Source organism: Mesorhizobium sp. WSM3626, from assembly GCF_000513935.1.
GTDB lineage: Bacteria > Pseudomonadota > Alphaproteobacteria > Rhizobiales > Rhizobiaceae > Mesorhizobium > Mesorhizobium salmacidum.
On record NZ_AZUY01000055.1, the window covers coordinates 20,586 to 39,584 of the forward strand.

Here is an 18,999-nt window from a genome sequence, read left to right on the forward strand (position 1 = left end):
TCGGGAACAGGCTGAGCAGCGGCATCGAGGCCAGCCAGCATGCCGGCTTTTACCCGCTCTACAATTGCGAGCAGAGCCGGTAGGCTTCATAGATCGACGAGTAGATATCCCGGCTGGCAACGGCGTCTCCAATGCGGTGCAAGACGAACGATCCAGCAGCGTGGGGACCACCCTTTGTCTTTGTTCCCGTCATGAGTGCGATGTCGGTGACGCCGTTGTTGGCGGAGCGCGCACGCAATTCCTGGTAGGTATCTTCCATGGGCGCCGTGCCGCGCTCGACAATGAGTTGGGCTGCCGTCATTTCCGTTTCCGCACCGGTGAGCTCATGCCGGAAGCTGGCGGCGATTCCGTTGTCTTGGCCCGCCGCCTTGACCAGTCGCATGTCGCAGACAACCCGAATGCCGAGTTCCGAGGCAAGTTTGCGGAAACTTACCCTGTCCGGATAAGGTGTCTCGATCGCCACGGTGTCGTCCGCTATGGCCAGGCTGACCACGCGCCCCAGGCGGGCAAGATGCAGGGCGCAGGAAATAGCGGCCTGGCGTCCAGTCTCGTCGTAGATGAGCACATCGTCCTTCGCCGGCACGACGCCGGTCAAGACATCCCAGACGCTGTCGCAATGTTCGGCGCCCTCCAGCCATTCCATGTCCGGAACGCCGCCGGTGGCAACGATCACCGCGTCCGGCTTCTCGGCCAGGACGATCTCCGCGTCCGCATAGGTGTTGAGACGGACGTCCACGCCGAGGCGGGCGAGTTCATCGACGCGCCAATCGACTATGCCTATGAGATTCTTGCGGTCGACGGCGGAGGCCGCAACGAGCACCTGCCCGCCGAGCCGCGCTCCGGCTTCAAGCAGGCAAACTTTGTGCCCACGCTCGGCAGCGACCCTTGCCGCTTCCATTCCACCCGGCCCCCCGCCGACCACGACCACACGTTTCGGCGTTTCGGCCCCGGCGATGGCATGGCTGATGATTGTTTCATGGCCGCTGGCCGGATTGTGAACGCACTGCACCTTCTTATAGAGGCAGTAGGAAGCGCCGACGCATGGGCGAATGCGGTCTTCTTCTCCCCGCATCAGCTTGTTGACGATATGCGGGTCGGCGATATGCGCCCGCGTCATGCCAACCAGGTCGACAAGGTTCTCGCGGATGGCATGCCTGGCCGTGGCTACATCCCTGATGGCGGCGGCATGGATGACAGGCAGTCGGGTCTCTCGCTTGAACTGCCCAACCAGCGGCAGAAAAGGCGCGCTCCGGGTGAACATGCCGGGCATGTTCTGCTCGGCCAGGGACAGGTCGGTGTCCATGCGGCCAAAGATGCAATTGAAGAAATCGATATGGCCTTCGCGCTCGAATAACCGGGCGAAAGCGAGGCATTCCTCAAAATCCGATCCGTCATCGACCGCCTCGTCGATGACGAATCGAATGCCGACCGCGAAATCGTCGCCAACCGCCTGGCGAATAGCCTCATGAACCATTAGGCCGAAGTGCGCGCGATTTTCGAGCGAGCCGCCAAATCCATCCATGCGTCTGTTGGTTCTGCGCGACAGGAATTGGCCGATGAGATGGCCGCCGGTGACGGTCTCAATGCCGTCCAGCCCACCGTCACGGCAGCGCTTGGCGGCGCTTGCGTAATCCTTGACGATCCTGTCGATATCGGCTGCGTCCATCTCCTTCGGAAAATTCCGGTTTCGCGTCTCGCGAACCCGTGACGGCGCCACCGGCGGGAGCCAGTTCCCGGCATAGGCGGTGGCGCGCCTGCCAAGATGCGAGACCTGGCACATGACGGCCGCGCCGTGTCGATGGATTCGCTGCGACAGAGACTGAAGATGGGGGACGATGCGATCGCTCGAAAGATCCAGCTGACCACCGCCCCAGCTCGAGTCGGGCGAGGTCATCGCCGAGCCGCCTGCCATGGTCATCGCCAGGCCGCCGCGCGCTTTCTCCTCATGGTAGAGCTGGTAGCGCTCGAGCGGCAGGCCGCCCTCGTCCAGCATCGAGGCATGGCTGGTGCTGACGACGCGGTTGCGCAGCGTCAGACCCTTGAGCCGGAACGGCTGAAGCAGAGGATCGCCGGATGTGCTGTCTGCTTGAGATGCCGCTACGTTCACGTCCTGCTCCGTGCCATTCCTGAGAGTTATAGTCTGCCCTTTACGGGACTTCAGAAAGCTTGAAAATTGTTGGGGTAGCTATACGCTGGACGTATGGCTGGTTTTGCAAAACTCGTTCCTTCCGCGCGCGGACTTCTCGTTTTCGAGGCTGCTGTCCGGCTGGGCAGCTTCACGGCCGCCGCGCGAGAGTTCAACGTCACTCAACCATCCGTTAGCCGCAGCGTCGCCCAGCTCGAAGCCGATTTTGGCGCCTCTCTGTTCACCCGGGAGCCAACGGGATTGGCCGCGACCCCGGAAGGGCGCGCCCTTTATTCGGCTGTACGGGAGGGATTTGAAGGCATCGCGCAGGTGATCCGGGAGATCAGGCAGAACCGCGCTGCAAAGCCGCTGGTTACGCTTTCCCTTTCGAGTTCTCTGGCAACACACTGGTTTGTTCCCAGATTAGGAGCGTTCAACAACAGATTTCCTGATGTGGACCTGAGGTTCGAATTGATCGCCGGCGTTCTACGAGGGCCTGCCGAGAATGTAGACCTTGCCACGAGAATCCTGACCGATGACGATACGCAGTATCACCGCTGGGCGTTCTCGCCGGAAATCATCGTTCCCGTATGCAGTCCATCCTATCTGTCGGCCCACGGTCGGTTGATACATGCCGGAACCGGGGACGGTCACGTCCTGCTTCATCTTACAGACGCCAAGGAGCAGTGGCTGGACGCCTGGGGCGGTGTAGCGGACCGCAAGACCAGCAAGGCGAGGTGGCTCGAGTTCTCGGACTACGCGGTCGTCCTTCAGGCAGCGATGAACGGGGAAGGCGTGGCGCTCGGCTGGCTCAGCAATGTTTCAAGGGCGCTGCTTCAGGGAACGCTTGTTCCGGCCTCGGACAGGCAGATCAAGACGGGCCGAATTCATCAGCTGATTGCACCGCGCTCAAAGCCGGTACGGCCTGTCGTCTCCGATATCAGCGCCTGGATGATCGCCGAGATGCAAGCCGAATTGAAAGCATTGCACGCGATACTGCGGCTGGACATTTTGTAGCGGGCTGCGGGGCGACAGCCGTAGCGTGCGGCGCGGCTAACGCCGACTATCTCGGAAACAGGCTGGGCAGCGGCATGTGTGCCTTGACGATGGGAGACTTCAGCACGACGAAGCTGAAATACTTGTCGATGCCGATATCCATGTCGGTGAGCCGCTCCATGATCGACTGATACTCGCCGATGCCGGAGGTCACGAATTTCATCAGGTAGTCGTAGCCACCCGACACAAGGTGACATTCGATGACCTGCTCAATCTTGTCCACGACGGCGAGAAAACGGGCGAAGTCCACCTGGCGGTGGTTCTTCAAGGTGATTTCGGTGAAGACGGTCAATGTCTGGCCGAGCTTGCCAATATTGATCTGCGCGGAATAGCCTTCGATAAAACCTTCCGATTGCAGTCTCTTGACCCGCATCAGACATGGGCTCGGCGACAGATGCACCACTTCCGCCAATTCCACGTTAGTGATGCGGCCGTTCTTCTGCAGTTCGTGAAGAATCTTGATATCGATCCGATCCAGTTTCACGGGTTGTCTCCGAGGAAGAGTGCCGCAGCACAAAATGCTGCCTTGCTGGTAACCATCGAGACTACCACAGCCCGCCGGGCTGTCCATCCGAGCGGATGCCGCTTTGAAACGCACGGACTTTCGATTTCAACACAACTGCCGAAATAAAATTCTGCTCCGACCACAACTGCAGCAGCGGCTGCCTGCGGAACGCGCTAGATTGGCGCTTCAAGGCAGAGAGAACCATGCGCGCGCCGCTGCAGCAAATCGAAACGTCTGGCGAACTGCCGCAATCCGCTGATGTGGTGGTGATCGGCGCAGGCATCGTAGGTGTCTTCGCGGCCTACTATCTGGCCCGGCGCGGCCTAAAGGTCGCGCTTATTGAAAAGGGACGCATCGGCGCCGAGCAGTCCAGCAGAAACTGGGGATGGTGCCGCCAGCAGAACCGCGACGCCCGCGAGCTGCCGATGGCAACCCGAAGCCTCGACCTGTGGGACAGCTTTGCGGCGGAGACCGGCGAAGACACCGGCTTTCGCCGCTGCGGGCTGCTTTATCTCAGCAATGACGAGGCGGAACTTGCCGGCTGGGCGCGTTGGCGTGATTTCGCCAGAACCGCCGGTGTTACCACGCACATGCTCGACAGCGCCGAGGCCACCGAGCGGGGCCGTGCCACCGGCCGGAGCTGGAGGGGCGGCGTCTTCTCGCCGACCGACGGCACCGCCGATCCGTCGCGGGCGGCGCCCGCGGTCGCCCGCGCCATCCTCAAGCTTGGCAGCACCGTCCACCAGAATTGCGCGGCGCGCGGTATCGAGACCGAGGCCGGGCGACTGAGCGGCGTGGTCATGGAAAGTGGAACGATCCGGACCAAAGCCGCGGTCATAGCCGGTGGCGCCTGGGCCTCCTCATTTTGCCACCAGTTCGGTTTCCGCTTCCCGCAGGCGTCGGTACGCTCGTCAATCCTGTCGGTCTCACCGGGTGCGGACGGCCTGCCGGATGCGCTGCACACCGCAAAAATTTCGGCCACGCGCCGCAGCGACGGCGGCTATACGCTCGCCATAAGCGGACGCGGACGCGCGGACGTGACCCCGCAGCAACTGCGTTTCTCGTCGCAGTTCCTTCCCATGTTCCTGAAGCGCTGGCGCAGCATCGGGCCTGGCGGGTTGCAAGGCATGCGTTCGGGCCACGAAACGCTGCAACGCTGGCGGCTCGACCGGCCGACGCCGATGGAGCGGATGCGCATCCTCGATCCGGTTCCGGATCAGGGCACCATCCGGCTGACCCACGCCCGGGCGCTCGAGCTGCTGCCCGCACTTCGCCAGACCAGGATCAGCGCGGCCTGGGCCGGCTACATCGACAGCACGCCGGACGGCGTGCCCGCCATCGGCGAGATCCATAGCGTTCCGGGTTTCTTCCTCGCCGCCGGGTTTTCGGGGCACGGCTTCGGCATCGGACCAGGCGCCGGGTACCTCGTTGCCGATCTGGTGACCGGGTCGGAACCGATCGTCGATCCGACATCCTATGACCCGCGCCGCTTCGACGCTTCGGTATGGGGTAAGGTCGCCGACTTCTAGGTCCGACGAAACCGTATCAGTCTTCCCGGAGGAAGGCGCCGATGGGTGCTGGCCGGACAGGGGCTTGCGCGCGAAACCTGCCGACGGCTTCGGGCATACAGCCGGCTTGCGCGGCGACGAGTTCAACGGCAGCCAACTGGCAATAGCGCCCCTGGCAGCGCCCCATGCCGGCGCGTGAAAGTGACTTCACCCTGTTGGCCTCGCCGCTTCCGAAATCCGTCCCCTCGCGCACGGCTGCGGCAGTGACGTTCTCGCAGCGGCAGACGATCGCCTCATCGGGCAACGCCCGTACCATGGCCGCCGGCCAGGGAAAGGCGCGAGCCAGACCGCGGGCAAAGCGCTCGAGGCGCACGAGCTTGCGCAGATCGGCACTGATCGAGGGCGCCTGATATCCGATATCGGCGAGGCACGCCGCCGCTGCAAGGCGGCCCGCAATCTCGGCGCCATCGGCACCGAGCAGGCGAACCCCATCGCCCGCAAGGTAGACACCATTGCCGGCCCGACCCATTTCGGCGGTCTTTGGCAGCCACTGCCGCCACTGCTCGTCATAGGTGAAGGCGCATCCCGCCAGATCGGCCAGATGGGTTTCGGCCCGCAGGTGCCAGCCCATGCCGATCATGTCGCAGGAGGTGAGCTGCTGCCGTCCGCCGGCATCGCGCCAGCGCAAGGCTGCGACGCCCTGCCCGTCGGCCTCGATCCGCTCCAGTGTCACACCCGCATGATAGCGGCGGCCGAGCCGCGCCCGCAGGGCCATGCCGCGCAACGCAACGACCGGCCGGGCGGCAAGGCCTGAGAATCCCCGCACTTGTTGCTGCCAGGGGGACGTATCAAGCACCGCGGCCACATCCGCTCCAGCCTCGACGAGTTGGGCGCCGACCAACGTCAGCAAAGGTCCCGATCCCAGCAGGACGATCCGCCGCCCCAAAGCCACGCCTTGCGCCTTGAGCGCGATCTGCGCCGCGCCAAGACTGTAGACGCCGGCATTCTGCCAACCGGGGATCGGAGCGACGCGATCGGACGCGCCGGTGGCAAGGATCAGACGCTCATAGCCGACAACCTGAACGCCGTCCTCGCCCAGCACGTGCAACTGGCCTCCATGCGCGGCGATGACAGAACTGCCTGCGCAATGGGTGAGTTGCCCGTCCTTGGCCAGCCGGTCGAAGAGCGCATGCAGCGCGCGCGCCTTCGCCGCTTCCGACCCGTAGAGCTGCTTTGGCGTGCGGACGAACCCGGCAGGCGGACGGCGATAGATCTGCCCGCCCGCGCGATAGCCTTCGTCAATCACCGTCGGATGGAGCCCAGCCTCAACCAGCGTGGCGGCGGCCCTGATGCCGGCGGGACCGGCACCCACGATCACAATACGTGGCGGTGAGGCCTCGTTCACGGCCAGCTCTCCGGCAGCGTCGTGCGCAACCGGAGACCCTCAGCGACAAGGGTTGTGCAGGCGCGCAGACGCGGCTTCTCCTCCTCCTGCCATATCCAGCAATCCTGGCACGCTCCCATCAGGCAGAACCCTGCGCGCGGTTCGGGTCCGAACTCGGATTGTCGCAAGGTGTGCCCCGAAGCCAGCATGGCGGTCAGCACGGTGTCGCCCGCCAGCGCGTGACGCATCTCACCGTCGAGAAAGAAGTGCACCTGTACCCGATCGCGTTCGGCCAGCCGGACGATACGGCCGGCCGTGCTCATTCCGCTGCCTCTTGCAGCGGACGAGGACGCGGCAATTCGGGGAAGCGTTCGCAGACCGCATCGAACGCCGCCTGAACGCCCTCCGGCCCGGAGCGCCCTTTCATGCGGCGGAATATCTCCGTCTTGGCAAAGAAGCGCCAGTGAATCGGCAAGGCATCCAGCACGGTGTGCAGCCGGTCATAGGCTGCCGACGTCCACTGCGCTTCGTAACCATCGCGCTCCGGACCGAAATGGAAATGAGTGGCGGATGGCTTGTGCCCTGCCCGCAGCCGCTCCGTCGCCTGCTCATCGAGTTCGCCGCCGCGGATAACGACGCCATAGTCGCACTCGGCGGCTGTTGGCGAGACATAGCCGCGCCGCACGTCCTGCGCGACCCGCCAGGGCTCGCGCTGCAGCGGATCGCCGCGGCCGCCGCCGCCGGCGGAACGGATCTCGAGCATGTCGCCGGGCTGCAGGACCGCCGTGTCGATATTGCCCAGCCGCCGCTCGTGCTCGCCCCCCGGATTGACGACCATGTCGGACAGGCCGGCCGCCTTGCCGCCGAGTACGCCCCAGGGGCGGAAGAAACTGCGGTCGCGGTTGCGCGCCGTGATCCTGGAGTCGGGAGCAAAGACGCGAAACGCCATCTCGGTCGCCAGCCCGCCGCGCCAGCGGCCCGCCCCGCCGCTGTCCCTGGCGAGCCCGTATTTCACGAATTCGACCGGCGTCTCGGTCTCGGTGATCTCTATCGGCGTGTTCTTGAGATAGGCGGCATCGGCACCCGATCCGTTGGTGCCATCGCGATGCGGCATCGCGCCGCCACCACCCACGACGGGGTTAACCGCAGCGATGACGCTCCGGCTGGTATGCTCATCCGTCGTCATGACGTTGATGATGCAATTATTGCCGGCCGGAGCCGCAGGCAGGCGCTCCGGCACTGCCTGCGAAAAGGCTCCGAAGATGACCGAGCGCAGCCGGGCGCAAGTGAGCGAGCGCATGCCGACGGCGGCGGGGTGGACCGGGTTCAGCACCGAACCTTCAGGGGTGATGCAGGTGAAAGGCCTGGTGAGGCCCGTGTTGAGCAGGATTTTCGGGTTGAGCGTGTAGAGAACGTAATAGACGCCCACCAGCAGCATGGTGTGGCGCGGGTCGCCGCCCGAGGGCACATTGAGCGAGGAGCCGAGTTGCGGATCGGAGCCGGTGAAGTCGAGCACCGCCTCCCCGCCTTTGATCGTCAGCCTCAGCTTCAGCCGGCAGGGATTGGCCTCGACCGAATCCTCGTCGGCATAATCCGCGAATTCCCATGTGCCGTCAGGCATGGAGCGCAGCACGTCGCGCGCCTGCGCCTCCGCGTGGTCAAGAAGAGCGGCAACGCCTTCGATGAAGCCTGTCTTGCCGAACTTCCGCACCATTGCGTGAATCTTGCGCTCGCCGGTGTTGAGCGCGCCGACCAGCGCCTTGATGTCGCCGATGTTGAGATCTGGCTTGCGCACATTGGTGCTCATGATCCGCAGGATCATCTCGTCGAAGACGCCCTCGTTCACGAGCTTCATGGGAGGAAAGCGAATGCCTTCCTGATGGATTTCGGTCAGCGCCCGGCTGAGCGAAGCCGGCACCGCCCCACCCATGTCGGTGTTGTGGATGTGGCCTCCGGTCCAGGCGACGATCTCGCCATCGACAAAGACCGGCTTCCACAGATGGGTGTCGGGTGCATGGGTGGCGACATAGCCTGAATAGGGATCGTTGGTGAAGGCAACGTCGCCAGGCCGGTAGTCGTCCACCATTGCGATCGCACGGCTATACGAAAGCCCGGGATACCAGGTGGCGCCGAGTTCCATGGGGACGGCGAAGGTCGCGCCCGAGCGGTCCATCAGCATCACCGTGAAGTCCTGCGTTTCCTTGACGAAGGCGGAATGCGCGGTGCGGTGTAGCGTGTGGGCCATGTTCTCGGCCGCCGCGCGGGCATGGTTCGCCAGAACCTGAAGGTTTGTCCGGTCAAACAAAGGCGTCACTCCGCGAAAGTCAGAAGAAGATTGAGGTGGCGATCGACCCGCGCCTGCACTCCGGCGGGAATGGCAAGGGTGGTGTCATCCTGAACGACCACGGCAGGCCCTTGGAAGCTACTGCCAGGCACAAGAGTCTGCCGGTCGTGGAGGTCTACGGCCTCGACGCCCAGGCCTGTATAGACCGGAAGCCGGCGCGCCGGACTGGCGGAGACGTCGATCTCGTCGATCTCTGGAAAGGACAGCGCCGGACCCGCACCGACGGCGGACAGCCTGATATTCACAAGCTCGATCTCGCCGTCCGGGTCGTGGAAATCGTAGAGCCGCTCATGAGTGCGGTGAAAGGCCTGCTCGATGGTCTCTGCGTCACTCTCCTCGAGCCATTCCGGCGAAAGGACGACCTCGATCTCATAGCTCTGACCGAGATAGCGCATATCGCAGGAGAAATTGAGCTCAGCGGCCGCGTCATGCCCCTGCGCCGCGAGCCAGTCGCGACCCTCGCTTGCGAGCGCCTCGAAAGCCGCGCGGATAATTGGGAGCGACGCGGCCGACAGCGGTGAGAAAATGGTGCGAATGAAATCTCCGCGCAGATCCGCCACCAGTCCGCCCAATGCCGACACCACGCCGGGGCGTCGTGGCGCCATGACGCGCTTCATGCCGAGTTCGCGGGCAAGGAAAGCGCCGAGCATGGGGCCGCCGCCGCCAAAGGGCATCAGCGTGAAATCGCGCAAGTCGACGCCGGCGCGCGATGCGAGTTTCTCGACCTCGACGAACATCTCCGACACCGCGATGTCGACGATCGCCTGCGCGGTCTGCTCGACCGGGCGGCCGAGTCGCCTCGCAAGCTCGCCGACCGCGCGATGCGCCAGCCCGGTATCGATGCTGAGTTGTCCATAGGCCATCTCGCTGTGGCCGAGCCATCCGCACACCACCATCGCATCCGTCACTGTCGCCCGCTCGCCGCCGCGGCCGTAGCAAGCCGGTCCCGGCGTCGAGCCGGCCGACTCGGGCCCGACCCGCAACACCCCTTGAGCGTCAACGCTGGCGATCGAGCCGCCGCCGACGCCGATCGAGCTCACCGAAACGGAAGGGATATGGAGCGGAAACTCGCCGATCAGTTCGCCGGTGCCGAACTGTGGCCTACCGTCGATGATGAGTGCGAAGTCGGCCGAGGTGCCGCCGATGTCGAGGGTAAGTATCCTGTCCTCGCCGGCCTGACGCGCCAGCCACGCGGCGCCGATGACCCCTGAAGCCGTACCCGAAAGCAGCATGTTGACGCAGGCCTGCTTGCCTTCGGCAGCATTCATCAGCCCACCGTTCGACTTCGTCAGCATCGGACGGGCCGGTACGCCGCGGCTCTTCAACCGCTCTTCCAGCGCCGTCAGGTAGCCCGAGACACGCGGATGGACATAGCCGTTGAGGATGGCGGTGGAGCTGCGCTCGTATTCGCGAATGACCGGCCAGACCTCGGCCGAGGTGAAGACGAAGAGGTCGGGTGCGAGGCGCGCGATAGCAGACTTAACCGAGGCCTCCTGCGCGGCGTTGCGCCAGGAATGAAGGAAGGCCACGATGATACCTTGCGCCCCGTTCGCCTTCGCTGCCGCGACCGCGCTTTCAACGGTTGCCACATCAGGTGCCTTGGTCTCGCTGCCGTCGACGCGCATGCGGGCCGGAATGCCGAACACCATGTCGCGCGAGATCAGCGGGTCCGGCCGAGAGCAGAACAGCGAATACATGTCCGGCATTCGAAGCCGTGCGAGCTCGATCACGTCCTCGAAGCCGGCATTGGTGAACAGCGCGAGCGGCGCGCCCTTGCGCTGGATAATCGTGTTGATGCCGACCGTCGTGCCGTGCACGAAGCGCGTCATATGGGTGGGATCAAAGCCCTCGCGCTCGGCCAGAAGGGCGAGGCCGGTCATCAGCTCGGCGCCCGGATCTTCCGGTGTCGTCAGCACCTTCAGCGAGGCGACGCGTCCGGAGTTTACTTCAAGCGCACAGAAATCGATGAAAGTCCCGCCGATATCGACGCCGACCTTCCAGTCGGCTCTGTTGTGCGCCTCATCCGCCGTGATGACTCCATCCATGATGCGTCCCTTCCTGTCTGCCAACCAAAGCTGGCACGAGCGGATGGTGCGGGTCCAAGACGTATGACGGGCAAGGATATAAGTCCTGCTTATGCCTTAGCGCGATGTTCATCCAGGACGATGGAACAGGCCGCGCGGATTTCATCGCGCATCATCTCATCGGCCCGCGAAAGGGCTCGCGTGCGCGAGGTGAGAAGCGCGATCGGGAATTCCGGCCCGGCCGCGAGTGGCCTGACCGCGAGCCCAGCAAAATGATGCCACGGCAGCAGCGCATCGACCAAGCCGATGCCCAGGCCGGCTTGGACGAAGCCGACCGCGGAGATGGAGACGTCGATCTCCAGCGACGGCGAAAGCGTCATGCCTTGCGCCTGGGCCGCGCGGGCCAGTTCATCGGCAGGGCGGGTGTTGCCGCGATAGGATATCAACTCTTCCCCGACGAGGTCGGCGAGCGTCAGCTCGGCTTTCGCTTGCAGCGCGTGCCCGGCGGGCAGCAGACATACGAAGCCGAGTCTGCCGACCACCTCCGCCTCGATATCCGGAGGCAGCCGGTCGTCCATGGCCACGCCGAGGCAGGCATCGCCCGCGCGCAGCATGTCGACGATTGCCGAGATAGGCGCGCTATGGGCGCGCAGCATTATGTGGGGATGCTGCGCCCGGAATTTGGTGAACGCACGCGGCAATATCGCCATTGCCGGCGGCGGCGATGCCGCAACCCGCACCAGCCCTGTCCTACCCAGGCGCAGATCGGTGGTCTTGCGGCGCAAGCCGTCGAGTCCCGCCGACAACCTCTCGGCATCGGGGAAGATCTCTAGCGCCTCCGGGGTTGGCCGCAGCCGGCCCTTCACCCGCTCGAACAGGGTGAAGCCGAGTTCGTCCTCGGCGTGGAGCAGGATCTGGCTGAGCGCAGGCTGGGAGATGTTCAGCATCCGCGCCGCAGCGGTCACGGTACCCGAGCGCATCACGGCGATGAACACTTCGAGTTGCCGGGCCCGCATTACTACTCCATAGGTAAAGCTTATAGCTTCTGTCCAAACCCATCTTTGACGCAACAGCGCGGCGCGGACAAGATCGGCTGGGATTGATCGCCAGAGGGCGCCATGGATGTAGTCGTGCTGGGTGGCGGACTGATGGGGGCGGCTTCGGCCTATTTCCTGGCCCGGCGCGGCGCACGCGTGACGTTGATCGAGCGCAACCGGATCGGCACCGGGGCAACGGTCGCCTCCTTCGGCAACATCCGGCGCACGGGGCGTCATCTGTCGCAACTGCCGCTGGCCCATCGCTCGCTCAGGCTCTGGGGCGAGACCGAAAAAATGCTTGGCCGCGACGTGGAATTCCGCGCCACCGGCCATATCCGGCTGATCTTCGATGAAGCCAGTCTCGCCGACATGCGAGCCTATGCCCAGACGGCGCGGCCCTGGGGGCTTGATCTGGAAGAACTCAGCCCGCGCGAGATTCACACCCGCTTTGCCGGTCTCGGTCCCAACGCGATCGCGGCGTCGTTCTCGCCACATGACGGCAGCGGCAATCCGCGGCTCATCGCGCCTGCTTTTGCCGAAGCCGCCCGCAGGCTGGGCGCCGAAATCGTGGAGGAGGCGAAAGGCACGACGATCGGGCACACCGGATCCAGCTTCCTTGTCACCAGTTCAAAAGGCACATTCGCTGCCGAGTGCCTGCTTAACACCGCCGGCGCCTGGGGCGCGGGCATCGCCGCACAGTTCGGCGAAGCGGTGCCGCTCGACGCCCGAGGCCCTCAGATGGGCGTGACCGAGCCGCTGCCGCACCGGATCCTGCCGGTGGTCGGCATCTGGACGCGTGACAAGAACCATGGCGCCTATCTGCGCCAGGTCGAGCGGGGCAACATCGTCTTCGGCGGCGCGGCCGAAAGGGTGCTGGTGGATCTCGATCCCGGCCATGCGGCCGCCGACCCCATGCGCCTGCAGGCGCAGTTGCGCGCCGTCGCGCGGCTGCTGCCCTCAATCGCAAGGGTCGCGGTGATCCGCACCTGGTCGGGCTGCGAGGGCTATGTCAGGGATATGCTGCCGGTCATGGGACGCTCGGCGACGACGCCAGGCCTGTTCCACGCCTTCGGCTTCAGCGGACACGGCTTCCAGCTCGGTCCGGGCGTGGGCGATGCCATGGCCGAGCTCATTATGACCGACCGATGCGAAACGCCGCTCGATGATTTCAGAATCAACCGCTTCAACCGCGCTGCCTGATCGTTCCAGAGCAGAATCGGGATCGCACAGGGACCGTTCTGAGGCGTCGGGCGCTAGACTAGAGCGGACCCGCCTTTGCGCACGCCATTCTACGCCAGAGCACTCTCGCCCTTTGAAACGGCTTTACATTAACCGCGACCTGGGCCCAGATCTTACCTGCAAGTTCAGAGGGAAAGAAAGGTCCGCGGAGCGGGAGCGGGAAACGGAACGGAGCGGCAAGCGAACGTCGTCACCGAAACTACGCGATTGCCGCCGTTTCCACCCCTTACTCCCCACTCGATTGTTTCCAACCCAGCTAGGTTATTGATCTAGCTGGTTTTTTCTTGTTTGCCGCTCGAAAGTCCGAAACATGGGCCGTCAAAAAGTTACGCTTTGATTTTAAAGGGAAAATCGTCGCAAAAAAAATTTGAGGTTTCACCGACTCTCGGGACCAATCGAGTAACTCTTTGAACATTGCGACGTCTTGGTGCACTCCCGCCCTGCCTTGAAAAGTACCGTCAGCACCCCTTCCACATTTCCAAAAGTGTACTCCGTTTGACGGTCAACCACCTCTATCCAACATTGCAAAATCGGACCTTCTCACGTGGTCAGCGCGGGAGTCGCTGCATTCCTCGTGCAGTCGCGCGACGCTAGCCCGGCTCACGACTACACACCGTCTGCCCTTACTTCAATATACGCGATACCGACGATATCTTTGCGGATTTCGTACTTCACGTTGAACTGATGACCTGTGCGTGAGACAATTCCTATTCCCTTTTCAATGTCGATCTCAATGTCACAAAAATCGAGAAAAAGACCATTCAAAGGGAAGGAAGCTTTGTACACGGCCTCCTTTAAAACAAACAGACAGCGGGCATAGAGTGGGAACAATCCAAGGCGACTGCGTTCGCCATCCGTCGTGACTATGTCGATGAGATCGTCGGGCAAAGGTTCTGCTGGCTCGATATCAATACCGAGAGCCAAAAAGCTGCTTGTTGATGAAACTGCCGCCACTGCTGTTTCTCGATCATGCGCCAATGAACCCACAATTCCCTTAGGCCAGGTTGGTGCTCCGCCCGTTGACTTGTTGATCGCTCCGCAGGGCTGGCCCAACTCTTGGAGCAACGACCGGGCAACGATTCGGGCAGCACCACTTTGTCTGCGAACTGCGTTTACCGAATTGCTATAGGAAACCGCCTCCGAGGGGAGGAGCGCCTCCTCGTCCCCTGCGCATATGGGTCGACGGCCAATGAGTAACCCAGGTCCACTCAGCGACGTAATTTGCGTGATTGGGATGCTAGGATAGAATCGCACCAAGTTTCACGTCACCGTTTGACGGAATACAGCATGTCTCAACGCTGCCAGCCGCATTTTAAGCGTAGTCGCTTTAGGGGCAAAACAGTTAGGGGGCGATAGGGATCTCATATCCCTTCACTTCCCACTTCTCGATCAGAGTCGAGCCTCATCTGCTTGTCCCGGTAGATTATCAGAGATGCCGCTGGCAAACGCTTCCTCTGCCATTGCGAAGACGCTCTGGATTTCAAAGGCATCCTCGTCTGTCGGCGGATCATCCAAAAGAAAGGTACGGAGACCCATTTTGAAATAGCCGATCAGTTCGCGAGCGATATCCTCCCGCGAGCCAACCAGGAAGGGGCAGGACGCGTGGCCGTTCTTGTAAGGCCCCAGCCAATATGGGTGCCCCTCGGGAACAGTGACCTCCGATCCCAATTCCTTGACCCAGACGGAATCGGATACTCGGATGTAGTATTCACGCATCTCCCTGCCCAACTCGTCGTCGGGATATCTGCTACGCGCGACGGACCAAGCGTCCTGCGCCTTGGCGCGCGAGACGATGCCTAGGCGCGTTCCGTGTTCAGTGCCTTCCGGACGTGGTTTGCCGTCATAGTCGCGAACGGGGCGAAGGTATTCGATCGCCCGCGCGCCCAAGCGCCTAGCCACGGCCATGCCCGCCGGCGACGATCCCGAGATGGTAAAAATGGGCGCACAGTCGGGCTTGAGGCGCGCAGCCATTCTCAGATGAAGCCCGCTGGCCTGATAGTTTGCACCGCGATAGCTTACAGGTCGCCCGGAGCTCAAAAGATTGCGGACGATCTCGCCGTATTCCGCTACGCGCTCATATCGCCGGTCATGGCTGGTTTCATCGCACAATGCCTCGAGATCATGAGGAAAGCCGCCGGAAATAAAATTCAGATGCACCGGCCGATCATGGACCAACGACAGGGAGGCCACCAATTTGGCGACGGTGAATGGATGCGCATAGAGCGGTTGTACGGCAACGAGAGGCGAAATCTTCTTCGTAGAGCTCATAAGGCAGTTGGCCGCCAGCCAGGGATCGAATTGTTGATGGTCTGAATATACAAGCATCGCAGAAAAACCGTACCGCTCGGATCGCATGGCGGATTTTTTTATTTCCTCCATATATTTGCTACTAGGCATGTTATCGTCAAATGTTGGGCATCCTCCAATTATAGTGAGCTCTGACGCCATATTCATATCTCCTCCATATGATTTTACTGTCTTATTTGTGTTACAGCGCCTGGTTCTCAAAAAGCCGCCGATATGTACCGAGGTCCCGCCGAATAAGTTGCTGGTGGGTTCCCTCTTCGACGATTTTCCCATTGTCGAAGACAAGAAGCCGATCGAGCGTCTGAACGGTCGACAGTCGATGCGCGATCACAAATGTTGTGCGGCCAACCATCAGCCGGTCCATCGCCGTCCTGATCATCAGCTCCGAGGCTGAATCAAGGTTCGACGTTGCCTCGTCCATAATCAGGATCGACGCATTTGCCAGGAATGCACGGGCGATCGCCACACGTTGGCGCTCCCCACCGGACAGCTTGACGCCGCGCTCTCCGACCACCATGCCATAACCCTTCGGAAGGCCGGCAATGAAGTCGTGCGCATTGGCGAGGCGCGCCGCCTGCTCGATCTCCGACATCGTCGCATTCGGTCGAGCATAGGCAATATTTTCTGCAATCGAGCGATGGAACAAGATTGGTTCCTGCGGAACAATGGCAATCTGTTGCCGCAGCGAAGCCTGGGTCGCCTTGGCGATGTCCTGGCCGTCGATGAGGATCGCGCCTCCGTCGACATCGTAGAGCCGCTGCAGCAATTTGATGAATGTCGTCTTGCCTGCCCCTGACGGTCCAACCAGGCCTATTCGTTCGTTTGAACGGATCGACACTGAAAAGTCGCGGAAAAGCGGCTCGTGATGGCTGGTGTATCGGAACGTCACACGATCAAAAACGACCGAAGGATTTGCGATCCTGATTTCGGTCGCATCGCGATGGTCGGAGATGCCAAGCGGCTGGCGGGCAATTTCGGCAAGCTCTTCCATGTCGTTCACCGTGCGCTGCAGATTGTGCAATTCACGGCTGACCTGTCGTAGATAGCCCTCCAGCAGGAAGAACGCCGCCAGGACGAAGGTAAGATCACCGGCCGTTGCCTGACCGTAGATCCATAGCCACAGAGCCAAGCCCAGCACTGAAGTTTTCAGCAGAAGCAGGGCCGTGCCCTGTGTAATGCCGGCAATACTGACCCGCATCCAGGTACGAAACGTGCGTTTGCGCCACTTCTTCAAAACCGAGCCCAGCCGTTCGTCCTCGCGCAGCTCGGCGGCAAAACTTTTTACAATGGCATTGCAGCTCATCGTGTCGGCCAGGGCACCGCCGAGTTTCGAGTCCCACGCATTGGAAAGGCTGGCCGCAGGTGCAACGAAAGCAAGCGAGAACCATCCAGCAAGAACAATGAACAAGGCTGAACCCAAGGCGATAGCCGCGCCCAGCACCGGCCACAAGAAACCGAACACGAGCGTTGTGCCAACCAGCACCACTAGTGTCGGAAACAGAGAAATCAGGACCGTGTCGCCGAATGCATCGAGGGCCCACACCGCCCGCGTAATCTTACGCACAGTGGAGCCGACGAAATTGGTGTCATGCCAATCCGTCGAGAGACGCTGAACTTTGTAGATTGCATCGGACGCCATGTCCGTCATCGTTTTTAGCGAAAGTAGCGATATACCCGCAAACGCAATTTGCCTGAATATCAGGCTCGAAATCGCAAGAGCGACAAAGACAGATAGCGCAGTTATCGCACGACTGTATGAAAGCGAGCTATCTTGCGCACCGGCCGACATTGCGTCCACTAGCCGGCCCGCAAACAATGGCATCAACACATCGGCCACCGCTGCCAGTGTTGTTGTGACAAAAATGAATGCGACGTGCCATATTTGCTTTCGCCAATATACACCGACGAAGTAGAATACCTTCGCAAAGGTGCTGCGATGCACATCGAAACGAAACCGGGTCACGGTTCGCATGGACGCGAGGCGCCCATCCCCAAAATTGCTTCCGCTGCAAAACCCTGCAGGCTCAAGCCGCAGACCAAATACCCGCAGATGCGCAGCCGGATCGCCGATCGGTCGAAATGAAGGCCCTCGAACACTCTCACACCTCCTGCACGGCAACGGGTGGCTTAGATTCGCGAGTTTGCAATGCTCCTGATATCTGCCGGCCGAGAATGGCTCTGTTTGCAGGCTCCGTAATCATCGTCCAGTGGTCGCCGGGAATGGCGTGCACGTGCACAAGGGACTTCGGCAAGACGTCCTGCCACCGTGTCATTGACCATTCGGGCTCGCCATCTGTGGCGCCGATGGTATCGCGCGCATTGAATTGGTGAACGGCAATAGACAATGGCGGGATCTTATAAGATCGGACAAGCTTCTCGAAATGCCTGCGCTGCTCCCGCATCACGGCCTCGGCGGGAGTATCAAGGTCGGCACTCACGACACCTTGCCTTTGTCCTTCCCGCATCACTTGAGAGACAGAGAGATCGGCGACGTGTTCACGAAGCAATGTGAGTTCTCCGGGGCGTTGTGGTTCATCGGTTGCCTCGAACCGGGTAAGGTGCATTTCCTTTGTGGATTTCGGATCGGAGCGCCTTTTGGACGGCAGATGGACGTCGATGAGTCCTAGGAACGAGACGGCTTCACCACATTCAACGATATCGTGTGCCATCGCGTAGGCGAGTATGCCGCCGGACGAATATCCGACCAGGCTATAAGGGCCGCGAGGCTGGATAGTGCGCATCATCGATAGCGCGCGGATTGTCATTGCCTCCAGCGTGTAGGTGAGCGGTTCATTTGCGGAAGGCCACGGCAAGGCATAGACGGGGACGTCTGGGCCGAGTTCTCGGGCCAGCTCAAAGACATACGAATGATCGCCCAAGCCCGAAGGCAGGAAAAATATGGGCGGCGCATTTCCGGTTCGGCGCACCGGAATGGGTTCCGCACGTTTTTCTCGAGACAGGGGGCCCCTGCTTTTCCGGGCAAGATCCTTCAACATGGGGTTTTGGAAGAGGTCATTTATGGTCAAGTTGAGCCCGGCGTCCGGCGCACGGCTCACCAGCTTCACGGCCAGCAGCGAATGGCCGCCGAGTTCGAAGAAGCTGTCCTGGCGGCCGACCTGTTCGACACCCAACAGCTCCTGCCAGATCCCGGCAAGGATCGTCTCGACTTCGCCTTCGGGGGCTTCGTAGACGCCACGCGCATAGGCCTGTTCGTCCGGCGCCGGCAACGCCCTGCGGTCGAGCTTGCCGTTCGGCGTCAGCGGCAGTGCTTCCAGCACCACATAGGCTGCCGGCACCATGTACTCCGGCAGGGTGCCGCTCAAATGCGCCCGCAGCACCGCAGCCAGTTCGCCGGCGGCTTCACTCTTCGCCTCGCCCTTGGCCACCACATAAGCGACCAGCCGCTTGTCGCCAGGCGTGTCTTCGCGTGCGATCACCACCGCCTCGCGCACTGCCTGATGCTCGACCAG

The 18,999-nt window shown here is 62.1% G+C and carries 14 protein-coding genes; 3 read left to right on the forward strand and 11 right to left on the reverse strand.

From position 1 onward, the window contains the following. Positions 1–58: 58 nt before the first annotated feature. Entirely contained in the window at positions 59–2,107 is a 2,049-nt protein-coding gene (locus M653_RS0127155; RefSeq protein ID WP_027146139.1) for an NADH:flavin oxidoreductase, read from the reverse strand. 93 nt (positions 2,108–2,200) lie between these two features. Here M653_RS0127155 and M653_RS0127160 point away from each other — a divergent pair, with 93 nt between their 5' ends. Next, positions 2,201–3,142, forward strand: a complete 942-nt coding sequence (locus tag M653_RS0127160; protein WP_027146140.1) for a LysR substrate-binding domain-containing protein — start codon at positions 2,201–2,203, stop codon at positions 3,140–3,142. 46 nt (positions 3,143–3,188) lie between these two features. Here M653_RS0127160 and M653_RS0127165 read toward each other — a convergent pair whose 3' ends face one another. After that, positions 3,189–3,665, reverse strand: a complete 477-nt coding sequence (locus M653_RS0127165) for an Lrp/AsnC family transcriptional regulator (RefSeq protein ID WP_027146141.1) — start codon at positions 3,663–3,665, stop codon at positions 3,189–3,191. A 224-nt stretch (positions 3,666–3,889) separates the two neighbouring features. Here M653_RS0127165 and M653_RS0127175 point away from each other — a divergent pair, with 224 nt between their 5' ends. Continuing rightward, on the forward strand, positions 3,890–5,215 hold the full coding sequence (locus M653_RS0127175) for an FAD-binding oxidoreductase (protein ID WP_027146142.1): 1,326 nt from the start codon (positions 3,890–3,892) through the stop codon (positions 5,213–5,215). A 16-nt stretch (positions 5,216–5,231) separates the two neighbouring features. Here the strand turns inward: M653_RS0127175 and M653_RS0127180 are convergent, their stop codons facing one another. From M653_RS0127180 to M653_RS0127200, 5 genes are all read right to left on the reverse strand, one after another. Next, complete coding sequence (locus M653_RS0127180; protein ID WP_027146143.1) at positions 5,232–6,599, reverse strand: FAD/NAD(P)-binding oxidoreductase; 1,368 nt, start codon at positions 6,597–6,599, stop codon at positions 5,232–5,234. Beyond that, the gene (locus M653_RS0127185; protein ID WP_027146144.1) at positions 6,596–6,901 is read right to left on the reverse strand and encodes a (2Fe-2S)-binding protein; all 306 of its coding nucleotides are present in this window, start codon (positions 6,899–6,901) and stop codon (positions 6,596–6,598) included. The genes M653_RS0127180 and M653_RS0127185 overlap by 4 nt, the downstream gene beginning before the upstream one ends. Beyond that, complete coding sequence (locus M653_RS0127190; RefSeq protein ID WP_027146145.1) at positions 6,898–8,883, reverse strand: hydantoinase B/oxoprolinase family protein; 1,986 nt, start codon at positions 8,881–8,883, stop codon at positions 6,898–6,900. The genes M653_RS0127185 and M653_RS0127190 overlap by 4 nt, the downstream gene beginning before the upstream one ends. A gap of 5 nt (positions 8,884–8,888) precedes the next feature. Next, the gene (locus tag M653_RS0127195; RefSeq protein WP_027146146.1) at positions 8,889–10,967 is read right to left on the reverse strand and encodes a hydantoinase/oxoprolinase family protein; all 2,079 of its coding nucleotides are present in this window, start codon (positions 10,965–10,967) and stop codon (positions 8,889–8,891) included. 89 nt (positions 10,968–11,056) lie between these two features. Continuing rightward, positions 11,057–11,962 (reverse strand): LysR family transcriptional regulator, encoded by a 906-nt coding sequence (locus M653_RS0127200; protein WP_027146147.1) that lies wholly within the window; start codon positions 11,960–11,962, stop codon positions 11,057–11,059. A 102-nt stretch (positions 11,963–12,064) separates the two neighbouring features. On the opposite strand from M653_RS0127200, the gene M653_RS0127205 reads away from it, so the two are divergent. Next, a complete protein-coding gene (locus tag M653_RS0127205) occupies positions 12,065–13,183 on the forward strand; it encodes an FAD-binding oxidoreductase (protein WP_027146148.1) in 1,119 nt (372 codons plus the stop codon). A 645-nt stretch (positions 13,184–13,828) separates the two neighbouring features. On the opposite strand, the gene M653_RS1000000138160 is transcribed toward M653_RS0127205, so the two are convergent. The 4 genes from M653_RS1000000138160 to M653_RS0127225 form a co-directional block, all read right to left on the reverse strand. Further along, positions 13,829–14,476, reverse strand: coding sequence for a 4'-phosphopantetheinyl transferase superfamily protein (locus M653_RS1000000138160; RefSeq protein WP_280940124.1), 648 nt, complete (start codon positions 14,474–14,476; stop codon positions 13,829–13,831). Positions 14,477–14,611: 135 nt separating this feature from the next. After that, entirely contained in the window at positions 14,612–15,670 is a 1,059-nt protein-coding gene (locus M653_RS1000000136210; RefSeq protein ID WP_198028846.1) for an LLM class flavin-dependent oxidoreductase, read from the reverse strand. 40 nt (positions 15,671–15,710) lie between these two features. Further along, positions 15,711–17,501 (reverse strand): ABC transporter ATP-binding protein, encoded by a 1,791-nt coding sequence (locus tag M653_RS0127220; protein ID WP_032936251.1) that lies wholly within the window; start codon positions 17,499–17,501, stop codon positions 15,711–15,713. A gap of 127 nt (positions 17,502–17,628) precedes the next feature. Then, positions 17,629–18,999: alpha/beta fold hydrolase (locus M653_RS0127225; RefSeq protein WP_027146151.1), on the reverse strand; the 1,371-nt coding region annotated here is incomplete at its 5' end.